The following is a 16,299-nucleotide window of genomic DNA, read 5'->3' as shown; positions in this document are numbered from 1 at the left end:
TTTATTGGTATCGCGGGGCAACGTCTTTTTTCGACAAATAAGGAGCCATCGCCAAACGAGCCTCGTTGTACGCAAGCCAGAGCCGTTCGTCCGCTAGAGGTGGGATAGTCACCTCACGCTTGTCAAATCCAACAAGGGCAGCATCGACCAGATCCCCCGCATCCATGACTGCCTCTGGAACGATGGCGTCGACGTCCTTGCCGGAGCGCTCCCAGATTTCGGTTCGCGTCGCTCCTGGGAGGACAACCTGGATCTGAACGTTCCCGGTTGTCATCTTCAAAGCCATCGACAGGCTGAGATTGAGCAGATACGCCTTCGATCCACTATAGACGCCATCCAAGAACTCCGGGGCGAATGCCAGTACCGAAGCTATGTTGATGATGGCACCTGCCTTCCGGTCCATAAATGCTCTGCCTGCGGCGGCGGCCAATACCGTTGGCGCGGTAATGTTGAGGTCGATTAATTGTTTTAGTTCGGCGGCTTTGTTGTCGAGCAACCCTCCGTTCAGATCAATCCCTGCATTGTTGACCAACAGAGTGATCGAGGCATCGGTTTCAATACACCGCTCAATGCTCGCGAGGTCGTCCGAGTTGGTCAGGTCCGCCGCCCGAACCTCAACTTTTTGGCCTGTTTCGGTCCGAACTCGAGCAGCGATTTTTTCTAGGTTCGCAGCATTTCTTGCAACCAGGATCAGGTCGTAACCGCGCCTTGATAGCCTGTCGGCATAAACCGCTCCGATGCCGGTCGACGCTCCGGTGATTAACGCGGTTCCCATCACGGTGTGTTTCACAATAAGCTCCTTTAGCGTCAGGCGATCCCAATCGATTGGGATCCAGCGAACGCGTCAAACCACGTTGATAACCACGTCAACATTGCCACGCGTGGCTTTGGAATACGGGCATGTCTGATGGGCGGCGTCTACGACGGCACGTGCCATTTCCGGGTCAAGTCCAGGGAGGCTAACGTTGAGACGTGCCTGCAGGAAGTACTGACCATCAACCAGACAAAGATCGACTTCTGCGTCGATCGCGAGGTCGGCTGGCAGGGCGATTTTCATTTTGCGAGCCGCAAGCCCCATTGCACCTTCGAAGCATGCCGACCAGCCCGCTGCAAAGAGCTGTTCCGGATTGGTGCCGCTCCCCGCCGTGCCGGGGGACGAAAGCTTCACGTCGAGCCGCCCATCGGAGCTGCGAGACGCACCGTCTCTGCCCCCCGTCGTGTGGGTCTTGCCTGTGTAATAGACTTTTTCAATCTGTGTCGCGGTATCCATTATTTGTCTCCCTTTCTCGGCATCTGTTCTCAAATGCGCGGGTAAGTTCAGACAGAACTCTCCTGGAAACCATTGTACAATAGTATCGACGATACCATCGCATTGGTCGGCGTGAGCGTGCAGCAACGCCGGGCTAGAACGTTTTCAGATGACCTGCGCTCTGCGGATGGCTCAACGGATCTAAACCGATACCTTAGGACAATGGACTTTTGCACGTACTGGCTGCATGGTGTTCGTTAGAAGTCCTGAAAGGACTGCCATGAACAACCCGCTTCGCCATGTCGTTGACGCGCTCCCCGGACTGGTTTGGACTGCTCATCCCAATGGTCAAGCCGACTTTTTGAACAAACGCTGGCTTGAATACACCGGCCTGGTGCGTGAGGAGGCACTAGGCACCGGTTGGCATTCGTGTGTTCATCCCGAGGATCTGGCTGAATTCCTGGCAAGCTGGGAGCGTATGGTCGTATCAGGCCAAGCGGGAGAATTTGAAGCGCGTATGCGGCGCTTCGACGGCGTGCATCGGTGGTTCAACATTCGCGCCAATCCACTCCTCGACCCGGACGACAAGATAATACAATGGTGTGGAATAAACTCGGATATCGACAACCGAAAACGGACCGAGACGATTGGACGCGAACTCCAAGACCGCTATCGCTCGATCGTCGATGGGCTGCCGTCAATAGTCACCCTTTTATCCCCCGACGGTCACGTCGAACATGCCAATAGGCACATGCTTGAATATCTCGGCACCACAAGCGAGGAGATGCGCGGGCGTGCGGTTGGCCAGGCTTTTCACCCCGAAGATCGCCCCGAGGTATTAAAAAGGTGGGAACGCTCTGCTGCATCAGGACAGCCATACGATTTCGAGGCTCGTCTCCGGCGCGCAGACGGAGCGTATCGGTGGTTTCACACGCAAGGATGCCCGTTGCGAGCCTCAAATGGAGAGATCTCCGTTTGGTACTTTCTGCAGACCGATATCGAGGACCGCAAACGCGCGGAAGCACTGCTGTTCGGCGAGAAGCAATTGCTAGAAATGGTCGCAAGAGGTGACTCTTCACCCGCTGTGCTGGATGCGCTTTGCCGACTGGTCGAGAGCACTGCTGACGGCTGCTACTGTAGCGTTATCCTGGCGGACCAGAGCGGACAGCGCGTTGAGCAGGGTGCAGCTCCCAGTATCCCTGCCGAATTTATTGATGCCCTAATCGGCAGACCGATCAACGCCGAGTCTGGACCTTGCGGGATGGCGACGTTTTTGAAAGAGCAAGTCACTTCGGAGGATATCAGCACCGAAACGCGCTGGCCGACCTGGTGCCCTGTCGCTATGGAACACGGCCTTATGGCCTGTTGGTCAACCCCGATTTCATCATCGACCGGCAGGGCGTTAGGCGCCTTCGCGATCTATCACAGGGAACCAAGCACGCCCACCTCAGTCCTCCGTGAACTGATTGAACAGTTTGCGCATATTGCCAGCATTGCGGTCGAAGGCTTGCAGAGCGGAGCGGCCCTCAAGCGAAGCGAGGCATGGTTGCGCGAAGCGCAACACCTGAGCTCGACCGGAAGCTGGTACTGGCGAGTAGCGGCGGACACATTGGAGTTTTCCGAACAGACCTGCGTCATCTATGAACTTGATCCGCTTCAGACAATTACCCTCGACGTCATCGCATCACGCATACACCCCGAGGATCTTCCCATTCTTCAGGAGATGATCGATATCGCGCGAGGTCCGGCCGATGACCTGGACTACCTTTACCGCGCGCAGATGCCGGATCTGTCCGTGAAGCACCTTCATCTGGTGGCTCACGGCTCTCGCGACAAAAATGGTCAGCTCGAGTACATCGGCGCGATCCAGGATGTGACGCAGCGCCATTTGGCCGAAGAAGCTCTGGGACGCGCCCGGTCCGAGTTGGCTCATGTTGCACGCGTCACGACACTTGGCGTTCTGACCGCATCGATCGCCCATGAGGTCAATCAGCCCCTGCTGGGAATCGTCACCAACGCGAGCACCTGCCTGCGCATGCTGGCGGCCGACCCACCGAACATCGAGGGCGCGCGCAGGACCGCCGAACGGTCCATTCGTGACGGTCATCGTGCAGCCGATGTTATCACCCGGTTGCGCTCGCTTTTTGGCACAAAGGGCACCACGACAGAACCAGTAGACCTCAACGAAGCCGCTAGGGAAGTTATTGCGCTCACATCGAGCGAACTGCAGCGTGCTCGGGTGAATTTGCAAGCCGATCTCGCGGGCAAGCTGCCGCTTGTTTCGGGGGATCGAGTGCAGTTGCAGCAGGTTATCCTCAATCTGCTGCTCAACGCCTGCGATGCAATGAGCGAGATCCATGACCGGCCCAGAAAGCTCATTATTCGGACCCGACATCAAGCAGACGACAGGGTAGACCTCTCCGTTCAGGATGTCGGAGCTGGCTTGGAATGGCAGGATCTCGAAAAGCTGTTCGAGGCGTTCTACACCACTAAAGAGACCGGAATGGGCATGGGGTTGTCCGTCAGTCGTTCAATCATTGAAAGTCACTCCGGAATTCTGTCTGCAACACCAAATCAGGGCCCCGGAGCGACGTTCTCCTTCTCCTTGCCAATCTCGGAGAGCGCTGAATCCGTCGGCAGGACCATCGTTCGTATTCCGCCGTTAAAACTCGTAGACGTCTCAAGGCATCCGCAATGATCGAATATCCGCTTGTTTCCATCGTCGATGACGACGAGTCCGTCAGGGATTCTCTGCCGGACTTGATAATTGAGCTTGGCTTTGCAGCGCGAGCATTCTCTTCCGCAGAAGAGTTCCTCGCCTCAGAGGATCAGGGCAGGACCGGTTGCCTCGTCCTTGATGTTGCAATGCCAGGAATGTCGGGTCCGGAGCTTCAGGAAGAGTTGAGGCGAAACGAGATGGAAATCCCGATCATATTTATCACCGCCCATGGCGACGATAACGTTCGGCCTTTGATGATGGCGCGCGGAGCAGTAGAATGCCTATTCAAGCCGTTCACGGACATCGCCCTGCTTGCCGCTCTCAACGCGGCCTTTGGCAGATCCTAATTTTCCTCGCGGGGACGTATGCTCTGCACGACATGCCGATGTCATGCAGAGCTTACGGTCGTCTTAAGCCGGCCGTCCTTCAAACGATGTCAAAAGCAATGCTTTAGTATCGCCGACACCATCGTTCAATATATTTGGTGCCGTCGCCATGATCTGAATAGCTCAGCGTTTGCATGATGCAAACAGCATTCACATGAGGTGAGGAGCATCAGCATGACCGCGAAATCATTTCCACAAACAAGACGGGATTTTCTTTCGGTCTCGGCAGCCACATCAGTCGCACTCTTGGCGAGCACGACTGCATTCAGCGTGTTGTCGCCGCAAGTGGCCACCGCTGCAACGAGTGGCGCGATACGTCCGTTTCATATCGACATTCCGGAAGCTGCGCTCGCCGACTTGCGCCGTCGCGTCCAGGCCACACGATGGCCGGACCGCGAGACCGTCAACGATCGATCGCAAGGTGTGCAACTGGCGAAGCTTAAGCCGCTCGTCGAATATTGGGGAACTGGCTACGACTGGCGAAAAGTTGAGGCGAAGCTCAACGCCCTGCCGCAGTTCATCACGGAGATCGACGGGCTGGACATCCAGTTCGCACATATCCGCTCGCCGCACGAACAGGCTATGCCGATGCTCATGACGCATGGTTGGCCGGGCTCAATCATCGAACTGCTGAAGGTCATCGAGCCGCTGACCAACCCAACCGCTCACGGCGGCCGCGCCGAGGACGCCTTCCATCTCATTCTTCCTACGATGCCCGGTTACGGCTTTTCCGGCAATCCGACGACCACGGGCTGGAGTCCGGCCCGGATGGCAACCGCTTTCCACGAACTCATGCTGCGACTTGGCTATCCGAAGTATGTCTCTCAAGGTGGCGACTGGGGTGCAATTATCTCGGAAATTCTTGCGGTCCAGGCTCCTGAAGGGCTGCTCGGCATCCACATCAATATGCCAGGTACCTTGCCGCCGGACGTGCTGCGTCACCTGCTGAACTTCGACCCAGCGCCGACTGAACTCTCTGATCGGGAGAAGATCGCTTATGACCGACTGCTTCATTTCTACCGCGACGGCTTCGGATACGCCGCGATGATGAACCAGAGCCCGCAAACAATCGGTTATGCATTGGCTGACTCGCCAGTGGCGATGGCGGCATACTACTACGATAAGTTCGCTGAGTGGACCGACACGGGCGGCGAACCTGAAAAGGTCCTCACCAATGACGAGATGCTCGACGCGATCTCCCTCTATTGGCTGACGAACACGGGGACATCCTCATCACGGTCATATTGGGAAGGTGCCCAAGCCGGCGGCGGTCCATTCAATGCGTTTGACATCCCAACGTTGCCAGTCGCGGTCACAATTTTCCCTGCGGAAATATACCGTGCGCCAAAAAGCTGGGGCGAAAAAAGCTTCGGCAATATCATCCACTGGAACGAAGTCGACAAGGGTGGCCATTTCGCCGCGTGGGAGCAGCCCGAGCTTTTCTCCGCCGAGTTGAGGACTGCGTTTAAGTCCCTCCGCTCGTCCATTTGAGCACCTGACGGCGCCGACCTCGGTGGGCGCCGTCGAACAAATAGGTGTCGCCGCTCCGTCGCCACGAGCATTTCAAAGGATTTGTTGCGTCGATGAGCATGAATCAAGTGAGATCCCAGAGGAAGTAAAATGGACAGGTTGTTGACGAGCGTCCTTGACGCGCATGGTGGATTGCAAAATTGGTCGAAGGTCACCAAGCTAACGGCTGAAATGACGCTCGGGGGTCCTTTTTGGGCAGCCCGTGGATGGCCAGGCATTTTCGACAGGCAAACCGTCGTCGCAGATCCACATCGCGAGCACATTACCTTTTCGCCATTCACTGCGGAGGGGTACACGTCCGTGCTGGACGTAGCGCCTGAGCGTGTTGCACTGACGACGTCGGATGGTCGCGCGGTTCAAGAGCGCCTCAATCCGCGCGAGTCCTTTCCAACAGTCTTTGACCCCTTCACCACGCCATGGGACGCGATCCAGGTCGCATACTTCACCAGTGCGGCGGTATGGAATTACCTCACAGCGCCGTTTGTTTTTGTGCAGTCTGGTGTCATAGCCACGGAGATCAATCCCTGGACCGAGGACGGCCAGATTTGGCGACGACTGGCTGTCAGTTTCCCGACATCTATCGCCAATCATAATGCCGATCAGACTTTCTATTATGATGAGTCCTTTCTTCTTCGGCGGATGGACTACTCACCGGATGTGACGGGCAAACCGCCTGTGGCGCACTACACCTTCGATCACAAAACGTTCGACGGGTTCGTTTTTCCAACCCGTCGCCGAGTGTTTCTTCACGACGCCGATGGGGTCGCGGACCAGGGATTCGCGCCCATTACGATTGACCTTGCGACTGTCAAAGTTGAACGCCAGTAGCGGACAGCGACCGTCGTCACGAAAACGTAGATCGCAAAGTGTTGGAGGAGCTTCAATGTCCACCGGGTTCAGCGGCCAACGCCGCCAATTTCTCGCTATCGCAACTGGGACTTTAGCCCTAGCACAAGCTGTTACGATCCGTCCTGCGCGCGCGAACTCAGCAGAGGCGGTATCGAACGACACCGCGCTGGCTAACCTCACAAGCAAAACTACGTATGCCTCGGTGAAACAGATTAAAGCCGGCGTCCTTGATGTTGGATATGCGGAAACTGGCCCTGCCGATGGGCCTGTTGTTATTTTGTTGCACGGTTGGCCCTACGACATTCACACCTACGTCGACGTTGCGCCCTTGCTGGCATTGAAGGGTTTCAGGGTGATTGTCCCTTTTTTACGCGGCTATGGCACGACGAGGTTCTTGTCTGCGGACACACCGCGCAATGGCCAACAGGCTGCGCTTGCAGTCGACGTCATCGCGTTGATGGACGCCCTGCATGTTGACCGGGCCATCATTGCCGGATGCGACTGGGGCGCAAGGACCGCATGTATCCTTGCCGCCCTATGGCCGGAACGCGTTAAGGCATTGGTGTCGGTGAGCGGATATCTGATCGGCAGTCGGGAAGCGAATAAGATGCCTCTGCCCCCAAACGCCGAACAGCAGTGGTGGTATCAGTTCTATTTCGCGACCGAGCGCGGACGTGCTGGATATTCTGTGAACCGGCAGGACTTTGCCAGGCTTATCTGGCAGACCGCATCGCCAAGCTGGAAGTTCGATGATGCAACGTTCGAGCGGACCGGCCGATCACTCAACAATCCAGATCACGTGGACATCGTGGTGCATAATTATCGCTGGCGCCTGGGGTTGGCAGACGGGGAATCGAAATACGATGACCTGGAAAAGCGGCTCGCACAAAGCCCGGTTATTACCGTTCCGACGATTACTCTTGAGGGGGATAACAATGGTGCCCCACATCCGCTTGCGACTGTCTATGCAAAGAAATTCTCGAGCAGATATGAGCATCGGATTATCAGTGGCGGCATAGGACATAATCTGCCACAGGAGGCGTCGCAACCTTTCGCTCACGCCGTCATCGATATCGGGGGCTCTTGACACTCCTTGTAGCGTTGTCGGTGCGGAATGTTAGGCTGTGCCAAGAAGGCGTCTGAAGCGCATCTCGTCCTTCACTCGGTCTAACCTGCCGTCTCACAAATGTTCCCCCTTCGCCTCGTTCTTGCCTATGCATCGACTTCGACAAGCTTAAGGTCCGCGAACGGGCCGGCACATCCCCGGAAGGAAGCCCGATGATGGAATATCACGCTCGGACGGCGCCAGGAAAAACCCAGCCTGATGGCTGATTTGAGTTAGTCCAGACTTCCGCAGTCACGCCTTGGATGTCTGCTCTTCGCAATGACCGTCTAGCAACGGACAGTCCGCCTCCGGCCCCAAATCAGCCTTTCCCCCTTAAGTGAAACGACTCTCCCCGCTGTGGCATCTCAGCGCGTTAGCTCTATTCAAATAACAGGGTCGTTGGTTCAGATCCCTTCAAGGCGTAATACGCGAGCAACGGATTTTGCTCGCGTCTCCTTAGGGTGCGTTTTCTACTGCATGCGGAAGGCCGGGCGTCGATGAGAGGCCGGTTGGGCCGACCCATCAGTCCATTATACAGGATCGCGGTCGCTCAGCCGTCTTCGCCCGGCATGCCTGCCGGCTCAGGAGAGCAACTCAGCTCGCAGTTTTGCCGCTGGCCCGGCGAAACTCATCCGAGGTCTCGTCGAGAAAGACGTACAGCGCTGTAATCTTGCCATCGCGGACGGTGATCACGTCCCAGCCGGTATATTCAGGCGCTTCGCCGCGCGGCCCCGAACCCCAAGCCATCCGTCCGGCGTTATGGAGCACCTGCGGCTTGCCATGTGGTGTGTAGACATAGTGCGGATGCGTGGCTCTTAGGTCGCCAGCGAACTTGTCGATCGCATCGTGGCCGATGATTGCACCGGGAGGAACGTAGAGGACGCCGTCCCCTGCCCAGAGTTCGCCGATCGCGGCACGCCGGCGGTCGTTGTCGCCTTCGCCGAAGACCTCCTGGAGGTTCCGGTCAAGCAACTCGCGGATACGCTCCGCGGATTCATTAGACTGTATCATGACATCTTTCCTTGAGAAGACGCCGACCTCGGCCACGACATTGCGCCAAGGTTCCAGGCGACATGTGGGACTTCAGATTTGAGCCTGGCCGCCATCGACGAAGAGTTCGATACCGTTGACGAAGCTCGCGTCATCGGAGGCAAGGAACAGCACGGACTTGGCGATCTCTTCCGGCTGGCCGACCCGACCGGCAGGAATCAGGCTGGCGAGATAGTCCCTTGTGCCCTGGGCCTGCGTGCCACCACCGAACAATTCGTCCAGGCCGGCGGTGTCCGTGACGCCAGGGCTGATCGCGTTGACGCGAATGTGGCGATCCTTCAGGTCGAGCATCCAGTTGCGGGCGAAGTTACGCACCGCGGCCTTGGTCGCCGAATAGACGCTAAAGGCCGGTGTGCCGGAAATGCTGGTGGTAGAACTCGTCAGGATGACGGAGGCACCGTCCTTCAAAAGCGGTAGCGCCTTCTGAACCGTGAACAGGACGCCCTTCACGTTGGTGTCGAACGTGCGCTGATAATGTTCCTCGGTGATCGCACCGAGCGCGACCATTTCGCCGCCACCGGCATTGGCGAACAGCACATCGATCTGTGCGTGCTTCTGTTGGACGGCGTCATAAAGCCGGTCGATATCGGCAAGATCAGCCATGTCGCCCCGCACCGCAGTGACCCGACCGCCGATCTGCTTTGCGGCTGAATCCAATGCTTCCTGCCGGCGGCCGGTGATAAATACCGAAGCACCCTCTGCTGCAAACGCCTTCGCCGCGGCGAGGCCGATACCGCTGGATCCACCCGTCACCACCACGACCTTGTTGTTGAACCTATTCGTCATCGTCTTTTTCCTTCAAAACCGGCGAAGTGCCGTCGCTTTCGAATATGGAAGATGAACGATGAGGCTTGTAGTCAACGAGTTTGACACGTACCGTTCCATGGGAGGAACGCTGGATGCGGATTGATCTGAACGATTACGCCTATTTCGCCGAAGTCGTCGCTCATGGCGGCTTTGCCGCCGCAGGACGGGCGCTGCGTGAGCCGAAGTCTAAACTTAGTCGAAGGATTGCCGGCCTTGAGGAGCGGCTAGGCTTGCGATTGATCGAGCGGTCGAGCCGCCGTTTCCGGGTGACTGACACTGGCCAGGCATTTTACGAGCGATGCAGAGCAATACTCGCGGAAGCCGAACAGGCGGAAGCGCTGGTCGCGCAGGCGCAGGCTGAACCGCATGGCCGCATCCGCTTCAGTTGCCCAACAGGGATGGTCGCGCCCATTTCGGCATTGATGTCATCCTTCCTGTTACGCTTTCCGAAAGTGCGGCTCCAGCTGGTGGCAACCGACCGGGCGGTGGATCTGATCGAAGAACGCATTGATCTCGCGCTTCGCGTCCGCGCCAGCCTTACCTCGGATGCAGCCCTGACCATGCGGTCGCTGGGAGCCTCGATCCGCATTCTGGTTGCCAGTCCTCAACTTGCCAGCCAGGTGGCCAACATCGAGCATCTGAACACCTTCCCGACATTGGCAACTGACCATGCGTCGGACGATCTCGAATGGCACCTGGAAGCGGAGGGTGGGCGCAAGCATGTCGTTCGCGTCCAGCCGCGGATGGGATGCGAGGACATGGCAACCGTGCGCGATGCTGCAATCAATGGCCTGGGTATTGCGCTGCTGCCCGATCATGTCTGTCGCGAGGCGCTGGAGGCTGGAAAGCTTGTGCGCGTGTTGCCAGCTTGGGGTGGGTTACAGGGTATCGTGCATCTGATGTTTACGACGAGACGCGGCCTGTCACCTGCCGTCCGGGCGCTCATCGACCATCTCGCTGCCGGCTTTCCGCGCGACGCCCTCAGTAAACGCACGTGACGCGGTGTATCTGCGTAGCTAACCCGCCAACTGCTCTTCGTAACGCAAGGCCCAGTCCCGCAAGGTCGCAAAGGTCGGCATGAGGACGATACCGGCCTGCGAAAGCGCATATTCCACCCGTGGCGGTATCTCGGCGTACGCGGTGCGAATGACAATGCCGTTGCGCTCGAGGTCGCGAAGCTGCTCGGTCAGCATGTGCTGAGTGATACCCGGCAGCGCACGACGCAGTTCGCCGAAACGCATCGGCCCAGCAACCAGGCTACAGACGATCTCGATCTTCCACTTACCGGTGATCGCCCGGATCGCTCGCTGAAAGCGCATGACGTCGATCGGCTCAGGTCCCGTGCAGCCATCGCAATCTTCGCCATATATCCGCGGCTCTATGGTCTGGTTTTTCATACTACCTCTGAAAATTCATCCTACTTGCCAATTTTCATATGCTTCGCAATGACTGGTCGCAAGGACAAGTGAAGGTATGGAAAATCATATGACCAAGATTCTTATAACGGGTGGTTCAGGGTTCCTTGGCAGCCATTGCATCGTAGCGGCGCTCGCCGCGGGGCAGGAGGTTCGCACGACGCTTCGCAGTCTCGACAAGGCAGGAGAAGTCCGCGCCATGCTCGCGGCAGCCGGTGTCGATCCCAAGCACGAGGTCGCATTTTATGAAGCTGATCTGGGGCATGACGAAGGTTGGAGCGACGCTGTCACGGGCTGCGACTATGTTCTGCACACTGCCTCTCCGTTTCCGTCAGTCCAGCCGGACGACCCTAACGACCTGATTGCGCCGGCGCGTGACGGGACCTTGCGTGTTCTTCGCGCGGCCAGCCGTGCCGGCGTGAGGCGCGTTGTCCTCACATCCTCCTTTGCCGCCGTTGGGTACGGCACGGAAGCACCAAGTCATGTCTTTACCGAGGATGACTGGACGCCGGTGGATGCACCAAATCAGCCATACATCCTGTCGAAAGCCATCGCGGAGCGTGCTGCATGGGATTTCGTGAAGGACAGTGGAACACCCGAGCTGAGTGTCGTCAACCCAACCGGAATATTCGGACCCGTGCTCGGCCCTCAGCTTTCGACGTCAATTCAGATCATCAAAGGACTGCTGGACGGAGCCTTTCCACCTGAGTTGCCGGATATATGGTTCGGTGTGGTCGATGTGCGCGACGTCGCCGACCTGCATCTGCGGGCCATGATTGATCCGTACGCGGCGGGCAAGCGCTTTATTGCCGTGAGCGGCGAGCCAGTATCTCTGTTGGCGGTTGCCACCATATTGCGCGAGCGCTTTCCAGAATTTGCCGCCAGAGTTCCTAGTCGTGGCGCCTCTTCCTCAGCTAGCGCGAGCCATAGACGCTCCAGCAGTGACAAGGCGAGGCAGAGGCTCGGGTGGAAGCCACGCACAAGCGAAGAAGCAATCGTCGCCAGTGCTGAAAGTCTTATCCAATTGAAATTGCTAGAAGTCCTAGATTGATTTCGAGGGGTGCGAGAACTTTCACAAAGGAATCGGGAACGGAAGCTTGGTCGATGTGCGATGAGAATATCGCGTACCCAACGGCGCAGCCGACTGTTCGACTACTTTCAAGGCGATAGGCTCGGTGTGAAACACAGGTCTATATACAACGGTTAACGCCTACGGCGATCGCAACGTCTCGCAAATGGTAGAGGCTGGAGGCTGTAAGTCCGCCTTCAGCTTCGGTGCCGCGGTCTCAGTGTAGGACGCTACTGGACGGACCCAGCTGGTACATAATTTTTCGAAATTCTTGGTCCTGTTTCCTGATCCAGCGCGGAATTATATCCAGCGTGCGATAAGGAGAAATCCAATGAACTTCCGAACCATCATCGCGGCTACCTGCACCACGCTTTCGGTTTTTGCCGGCTTGACTGGTCTTCCGAAAGACGGCCAAGCCGAACCGCTTGTAGCCGAGGCAGATATCAACACGAGTAAACCCGCAGCAGATATACCGGACACCGAATTGACACGCGACGCGACGCGCCTGGTTCGCGAGGCGGAGGGCGACTTTCTGTTCGAGCACTCTGTCCGCGTCTATCAGTGGGCCGCGCTGGCGGGCAGACGCAAAGGGCTCATCTTTGATCCTGAGCTACTATATGTGGCGGCTTTGTTTCACGATTTTGGCCTCACGGACAGGTATGGTCAGAGCCATCTTCGCTTCGAAGTCGACGGCGCAAACGCCGCACGTGATTTCTTGCGCGGCCACGGCGTGGCCGAAGTTTCACGCGAGAATATCTGGCTTGCGATCGCGCTCCACACGACGAATGGCATTTCCGCCAACCTTTCCCCGACCGCGGCACTGGTTGCCGAGGGCGCCAATGTGGATTTAGTTGGGGCAGGCTACGATGATTTCACGACTGCAGAGCGTAACGCAGTGGAGGCGGCCCATCCCCACCCGCCACACTTTGCGGATGGCTTCATGGATATTCTCTACAAGAGCCTTGGGCATCGTCCGGAGACGACACAGGGCACAGGGCTTGCTGATGTCATGGCTTATAAAGATCCTGCCTTTCGCCGCAGGGACTTCAGCAATTTGATGCGCAATTCGAAATGGGCTGTCGGCGATTAGGCGCACAGGCAGAAGTTCCGAGCTTCCACGAAAAGCAACTCAAGGAGTTCATGATGACATTCGAAACCACTAATCCAAATCCCGAACAAAGGGATGCATCCGTGATGGCGTGGCGCGTCCATAATTTCGGCTCGCCAGAGGTTATGAAATTCGAGCCTGTTCCCAAGCCGGCACCTGGTCCAGGCGAGATTCTGATCAGGGTCAAGGCCGCTGGAGTGGGGCCATGGGATGGATGGATCAGGGCCGGCAAGAGCGCCTTGCCTCAGCCCCTGCCGCTGACGCTTGGCTCTGATCTTTCCGGAGACGTCGTTTCCATTGGCGCCGATGTGGCCGGTCTTGCCGTTGGAGACCCGGTCTATGGCGTAACCAATCCGAGATTCATCGGCGCATATGCGCAGTTTGCGGTGGCGTCGGCGGAGATGGTGGCTCGCAAGCCTGCAACTATCAGCTACGTAGAGGCTGCCTCCATACCGGTGATCGCAGTGACTGCCTGGCAGGGCCTGTTTGATCAAGCGCGGCTCGTCGCCGGGCAGAAGGTGCTCATCCATGGTGCCGCTGGAAATGTCGGCGCTTACGCCGTGCAGCTTGCGAGCCGTGCGGGTATTGAGATCATCGCCACCGCCGCCAGCAAAGATTTTCCCTACCTGCGTGAACTGGGCGCAGATACTTTGGTCGACTATCACAGCGAGCGCTTTGAAGACGTTGCCCGCGATGTGGACGCTGTCCTTGATCTCGTCGGCGGCGACACCCAAAAGCGTTCGTTCCAGGTCCTGAAGCACGGCGGCAAACTGATCTCGGCTGTCTCACCACCCGACCAGGATCTTGCAAGTGAGCATGGGGTAGAAGCCGCGTTCTTTCTTGTCAGCGTCGGAACCGAGCAGCTGAAGAAGATCGCCGAGCTGATCGACGATGGCGCTTTGAAGACGCGTGTCGGGACGATCCTCCCGCTTGAGCATGCGTACGAGGCTCATCTGATGCTGGACGGGGTGCGTAGTGCGCCAGGGGGCAAGATTGTTCTCTCCGTTTAAGCTAACTGCCCTACAAGATCTCGTAGAGCTGGTTCAGGGTAAAGCGGGCAAGCGTGAGTGACGTATCGCCTCGAGCAGTCGATCACAGGATCGGTCGAGATTCTTCATCGGCGTCGTCGCGACGCCGAGAAGGAGCCCGGATGCCGCGTCGTCGGACGACAGGTACCAGGCCGACAGCGGCGATGGCGACATTCCAAAGCTGAAAGCTGCGCGAGCAGCTGCCACGTCTGATACATCCTCGGGCAATCTCAGTAAGACGGCCAAACCGGTCGCCTCGGCCCTATCGATACCAACACGCGACCGCAGGTAATCCAATAGCGCCTCTTGCCTGGCTGCGTAGGCGCGCTTGGTTCGGCGCAGATGGCGGATATAGTGACCCTCCTGCATGAACTCCGCGGTGGCGACCTGTATCGCAGGTCCAGGGGCCGGCGCCAGGCAGGCTGCCATCTCGGAGAACCGGCCGACTAGATCGGCCGGCGCGACAATGAAACCGAGCCGTATTGCCGGGCTGATCGTCTTGCTGAACGAGCCGATGTGGATGACGCGCCCGCCCCGGTCGAGTGATGCCAGCGCCGGCGCGGCGCGTCCCGTCAACTGAAGCTCACTCAGATAGTCGTCTTCGATGACCCATGCGCCAGCGTTGCTGGCCCATTCGAGGAGACCAAGACGTCGATCAAGCGACATCGTCGGCCCGAGAGGGGCTTGCTGCCCTGGAGTGACGATAGCAATCTTGGCGTCGGGATGCTGACGCAATCCGAAATCAATATCGATGCCATCCGCATCGACGGGAATTGGTGCGAGTGAAAGGCCGGAAAGCTCAAGGCCTTTTCTTGACCAAGGGAATCCCGGATTTTCGACCCAGGCGGCATGGCCAGTCAGAGCCAGGACGCTGAGCGTCAAGCCGAGGCCCGCGCCGAATCCACCGGTGATGATCACCTGCGAGGGCGAGCAGTTGATCGCTCGGGCGACGGCGAGGTAGGAGGCAATCTCCCGTCTGAGCTCAAACTCGCCGCGCGGATCGGGATAAAGAGGCAACGCACCTGCCTTTATGCGGGCAGCCTTCGCGTGGATGCGTGAGAACAACGTCGCTGGGAAGGTGTCGGTTGCTGGGACGCCCATCTGGAAGAACGCCGGTCCCCGCGTCATCTCCAGATAGGTCTCCAGAAACGAACCTGCCTGTGGCAGAGGGTCGCCTTTTTTGACCGCATGGGGGCGCTGCGCAACCCGTGTACCTGAGGCTCGTGACGCTTCGATCAATTGTGCGGCTGCGAGTTTTGCGTATGCAGTTCGAACTGTTCCCCGAGCGACACCAAGCTGGACAGAAAGATCCTGCCATGACGGCAGGCGTGCGCCGGGCACCAACACCCCGCATTCAATTGCCGCGGCCATCGCTTTGCGGATCTGCTCCGACAAGGATGTTTTGGCTGAGCGGTCGAGATTCAAGTTCAGGGGCTTGGTCATGAGCCATGGTACAGGATTTTGCTTCGTTTTTGGTACTTTATTCTGACCTTCCGGCTGGCCATCTTTCCAGTATCAGAAGGAGAGACCCATGAAAATCCGCACCATCCTCCCCGCGATCTGCGTCGCACTCGTCTTTAGTCTCGGCGGGCATGCCTTTGCCCATGACGGTCAGGCCGAAACGGTCATACCCAAATTCGATCAGGCGATTGCTAATATCCCCGGTAAGTCGCTTCGTGTCGTAGAGGTCACTTATGCACCGGGCGCAGCATCGCCGGCACATAGCCACGCCAAATCCGCCTTCATCTATGCCTATGTGCTTGCAGGCGCGATTGAATCGAAGGTGAACGACGGCCAAACCAGGGTCTACAAAGCCGGCGACAGCTGGTTTGAACCACCCGGAGCGGTCCATTCGGTGAGCCGCAACGCGAGCAAGACAAAACCAGCCAGGTTGCTCGCCGTCTTCGTTGTCGATGCTGACGAGACCACCCTTACCACCCCGATCAAATGAATGGGATCCGGGCGCACCGAGCCGCGCGGCGCG

16 protein-coding genes are annotated in these 16,299 nt (G+C 57.9%); 10 read left to right on the top strand and 6 right to left on the bottom strand.

Annotated elements, in window-relative coordinates:
* Position 1: 1 nt before the first annotated feature.
* Both AC1DNK_RS25635 and AC1DNK_RS25630 read right to left on the bottom strand, forming a co-directional pair.
* A complete protein-coding gene (locus tag AC1DNK_RS25635) occupies positions 2 to 790 on the bottom strand; it encodes an SDR family NAD(P)-dependent oxidoreductase (protein WP_477943929.1) in 789 nt (262 codons plus the stop codon).
* A gap of 54 nt (positions 791 to 844) precedes the next feature.
* A complete protein-coding gene (locus AC1DNK_RS25630; RefSeq protein ID WP_477943928.1) occupies positions 845 to 1,270 on the bottom strand; it encodes an organic hydroperoxide resistance protein in 426 nt (141 codons plus the stop codon).
* A 259-nt stretch (positions 1,271 to 1,529) separates the two neighbouring features.
* Here AC1DNK_RS25630 and AC1DNK_RS25625 point away from each other — a divergent pair, with 259 nt between their 5' ends.
* The 5 genes from AC1DNK_RS25625 (at position 1,530) to AC1DNK_RS25605 (ending at position 7,820) form a co-directional block, all read left to right on the top strand.
* Positions 1,530 to 3,947: a PAS domain-containing protein gene (locus tag AC1DNK_RS25625; protein ID WP_477943927.1), complete on the top strand. Its 2,418-nt coding sequence runs from the start codon at positions 1,530 to 1,532 to the stop codon at positions 3,945 to 3,947.
* Positions 3,944 to 4,315 carry a response regulator gene (locus AC1DNK_RS25620; RefSeq protein WP_477943926.1) on the top strand — a complete coding sequence of 124 codons (372 nt, stop codon included), beginning with the start codon at positions 3,944 to 3,946 and terminating at the stop codon, positions 4,313 to 4,315. Before AC1DNK_RS25625 ends, AC1DNK_RS25620 begins: the two co-directional genes overlap by 4 nt.
* 213 nt (positions 4,316 to 4,528) lie before the next feature.
* On the top strand, positions 4,529 to 5,845 hold the full coding sequence (locus tag AC1DNK_RS25615; RefSeq protein WP_477943925.1) for an epoxide hydrolase family protein: 1,317 nt from the start codon (positions 4,529 to 4,531) through the stop codon (positions 5,843 to 5,845).
* A 129-nt stretch (positions 5,846 to 5,974) separates the two neighbouring features.
* The gene (locus tag AC1DNK_RS25610) at positions 5,975 to 6,712 is read left to right on the top strand and encodes a hypothetical protein (protein WP_477943924.1); all 738 of its coding nucleotides are present in this window, start codon (positions 5,975 to 5,977) and stop codon (positions 6,710 to 6,712) included.
* Between the two features lie 55 nt (positions 6,713 to 6,767).
* On the top strand, positions 6,768 to 7,820 hold the full coding sequence (locus AC1DNK_RS25605; RefSeq protein ID WP_477943923.1) for an alpha/beta hydrolase: 1,053 nt from the start codon (positions 6,768 to 6,770) through the stop codon (positions 7,818 to 7,820).
* A 612-nt stretch (positions 7,821 to 8,432) separates the two neighbouring features.
* Here the strand turns inward: AC1DNK_RS25605 and AC1DNK_RS25600 are convergent.
* Complete coding sequence (locus tag AC1DNK_RS25600; RefSeq protein WP_423342623.1) at positions 8,433 to 8,849, bottom strand: nuclear transport factor 2 family protein; 417 nt, start codon at positions 8,847 to 8,849, stop codon at positions 8,433 to 8,435.
* A 72-nt stretch (positions 8,850 to 8,921) separates the two neighbouring features.
* Positions 8,922 to 9,674, bottom strand: coding sequence for an SDR family NAD(P)-dependent oxidoreductase (locus tag AC1DNK_RS25595; protein ID WP_477943922.1), 753 nt, complete (start codon positions 9,672 to 9,674; stop codon positions 8,922 to 8,924).
* Between the two features lie 113 nt (positions 9,675 to 9,787).
* Here AC1DNK_RS25595 and AC1DNK_RS25590 point away from each other — a divergent pair, with 113 nt between their 5' ends.
* Positions 9,788 to 10,693: a LysR substrate-binding domain-containing protein gene (locus tag AC1DNK_RS25590; protein ID WP_477943921.1), complete on the top strand. Its 906-nt coding sequence runs from the start codon at positions 9,788 to 9,790 to the stop codon at positions 10,691 to 10,693.
* A gap of 18 nt (positions 10,694 to 10,711) precedes the next feature.
* Here the strand turns inward: AC1DNK_RS25590 and AC1DNK_RS25585 are convergent, their stop codons facing one another.
* Entirely contained in the window at positions 10,712 to 11,092 is a 381-nt protein-coding gene (locus AC1DNK_RS25585) for a winged helix-turn-helix transcriptional regulator (RefSeq protein WP_477943920.1), read from the bottom strand.
* 88 nt (positions 11,093 to 11,180) lie between these two features.
* Here AC1DNK_RS25585 and AC1DNK_RS25580 point away from each other — a divergent pair, with 88 nt between their 5' ends.
* The 3 genes from AC1DNK_RS25580 (at position 11,181) to AC1DNK_RS25570 (ending at position 14,297) form a co-directional block, all read left to right on the top strand.
* Positions 11,181 to 12,161 carry an SDR family oxidoreductase gene (locus AC1DNK_RS25580; RefSeq protein WP_477943919.1) on the top strand — a complete coding sequence of 327 codons (981 nt, stop codon included), beginning with the start codon at positions 11,181 to 11,183 and terminating at the stop codon, positions 12,159 to 12,161.
* Between the two features lie 349 nt (positions 12,162 to 12,510).
* Positions 12,511 to 13,269 carry an HD domain-containing protein gene (locus tag AC1DNK_RS25575; protein ID WP_477943918.1) on the top strand — a complete coding sequence of 253 codons (759 nt, stop codon included), beginning with the start codon at positions 12,511 to 12,513 and terminating at the stop codon, positions 13,267 to 13,269.
* Between the two features lie 50 nt (positions 13,270 to 13,319).
* On the top strand, positions 13,320 to 14,297 hold the full coding sequence (locus AC1DNK_RS25570; RefSeq protein ID WP_477943917.1) for an NADP-dependent oxidoreductase: 978 nt from the start codon (positions 13,320 to 13,322) through the stop codon (positions 14,295 to 14,297).
* Between the two features lie 33 nt (positions 14,298 to 14,330).
* Here the strand turns inward: AC1DNK_RS25570 and pdxR are convergent, their stop codons facing one another.
* A complete protein-coding gene (gene pdxR / locus AC1DNK_RS25565; protein ID WP_477943916.1) occupies positions 14,331 to 15,758 on the bottom strand; it encodes a MocR-like pyridoxine biosynthesis transcription factor PdxR in 1,428 nt (475 codons plus the stop codon).
* 88 nt (positions 15,759 to 15,846) lie between these two features.
* Between pdxR and AC1DNK_RS25560 the strand changes: the two genes are divergently transcribed.
* Positions 15,847 to 16,266, top strand: coding sequence for a cupin domain-containing protein (locus AC1DNK_RS25560; protein WP_477943915.1), 420 nt, complete (start codon positions 15,847 to 15,849; stop codon positions 16,264 to 16,266).
* Positions 16,267 to 16,299 lie beyond the last annotated feature (33 nt).

Source organism: Rhizobium sp. 01N424 (assembly GCF_056399485.1).
Note: the sequence above shows the minus strand (reverse complement) of the source record. Positions and strands in the feature narration are given on the sequence as shown.

Excerpts from the sequence above, each read along its gene's own strand:
- AC1DNK_RS25630 (WP_477943928.1), bottom strand. The coding sequence starts at position 1,270 with ATGGATACCGCGACACAGATTGAAAAAGTCTATTACACAGGCAAGACC.
- AC1DNK_RS25625 (WP_477943927.1), top strand. The coding sequence starts at position 1,530 with ATGAACAACCCGCTTCGCCATGTCGTTGACGCGCTCCCCGGACTGGTT.
- AC1DNK_RS25620 (WP_477943926.1), top strand. The coding sequence starts at position 3,944 with ATGATCGAATATCCGCTTGTTTCCATCGTCGATGACGACGAGTCCGTC.
- AC1DNK_RS25615 (WP_477943925.1), top strand. The coding sequence starts at position 4,529 with ATGACCGCGAAATCATTTCCACAAACAAGACGGGATTTTCTTTCGGTC.
- AC1DNK_RS25610 (WP_477943924.1), top strand. The coding sequence starts at position 5,975 with ATGGACAGGTTGTTGACGAGCGTCCTTGACGCGCATGGTGGATTGCAA.
- AC1DNK_RS25605 (WP_477943923.1), top strand. The coding sequence starts at position 6,768 with ATGTCCACCGGGTTCAGCGGCCAACGCCGCCAATTTCTCGCTATCGCA.
- AC1DNK_RS25600 (WP_423342623.1), bottom strand. The coding sequence starts at position 8,849 with ATGATACAGTCTAATGAATCCGCGGAGCGTATCCGCGAGTTGCTTGAC.
- AC1DNK_RS25595 (WP_477943922.1), bottom strand. The coding sequence starts at position 9,674 with ATGACGAATAGGTTCAACAACAAGGTCGTGGTGGTGACGGGTGGATCC.
- AC1DNK_RS25590 (WP_477943921.1), top strand. The coding sequence starts at position 9,788 with ATGCGGATTGATCTGAACGATTACGCCTATTTCGCCGAAGTCGTCGCT.
- AC1DNK_RS25585 (WP_477943920.1), bottom strand. The coding sequence starts at position 11,092 with ATGAAAAACCAGACCATAGAGCCGCGGATATATGGCGAAGATTGCGAT.
- AC1DNK_RS25580 (WP_477943919.1), top strand. The coding sequence starts at position 11,181 with ATGACCAAGATTCTTATAACGGGTGGTTCAGGGTTCCTTGGCAGCCAT.
- AC1DNK_RS25575 (WP_477943918.1), top strand. The coding sequence starts at position 12,511 with ATGAACTTCCGAACCATCATCGCGGCTACCTGCACCACGCTTTCGGTT.
- AC1DNK_RS25570 (WP_477943917.1), top strand. The coding sequence starts at position 13,320 with ATGATGACATTCGAAACCACTAATCCAAATCCCGAACAAAGGGATGCA.
- pdxR (WP_477943916.1), bottom strand. The coding sequence starts at position 15,758 with ATGACCAAGCCCCTGAACTTGAATCTCGACCGCTCAGCCAAAACATCC.
- AC1DNK_RS25560 (WP_477943915.1), top strand. The coding sequence starts at position 15,847 with ATGAAAATCCGCACCATCCTCCCCGCGATCTGCGTCGCACTCGTCTTT.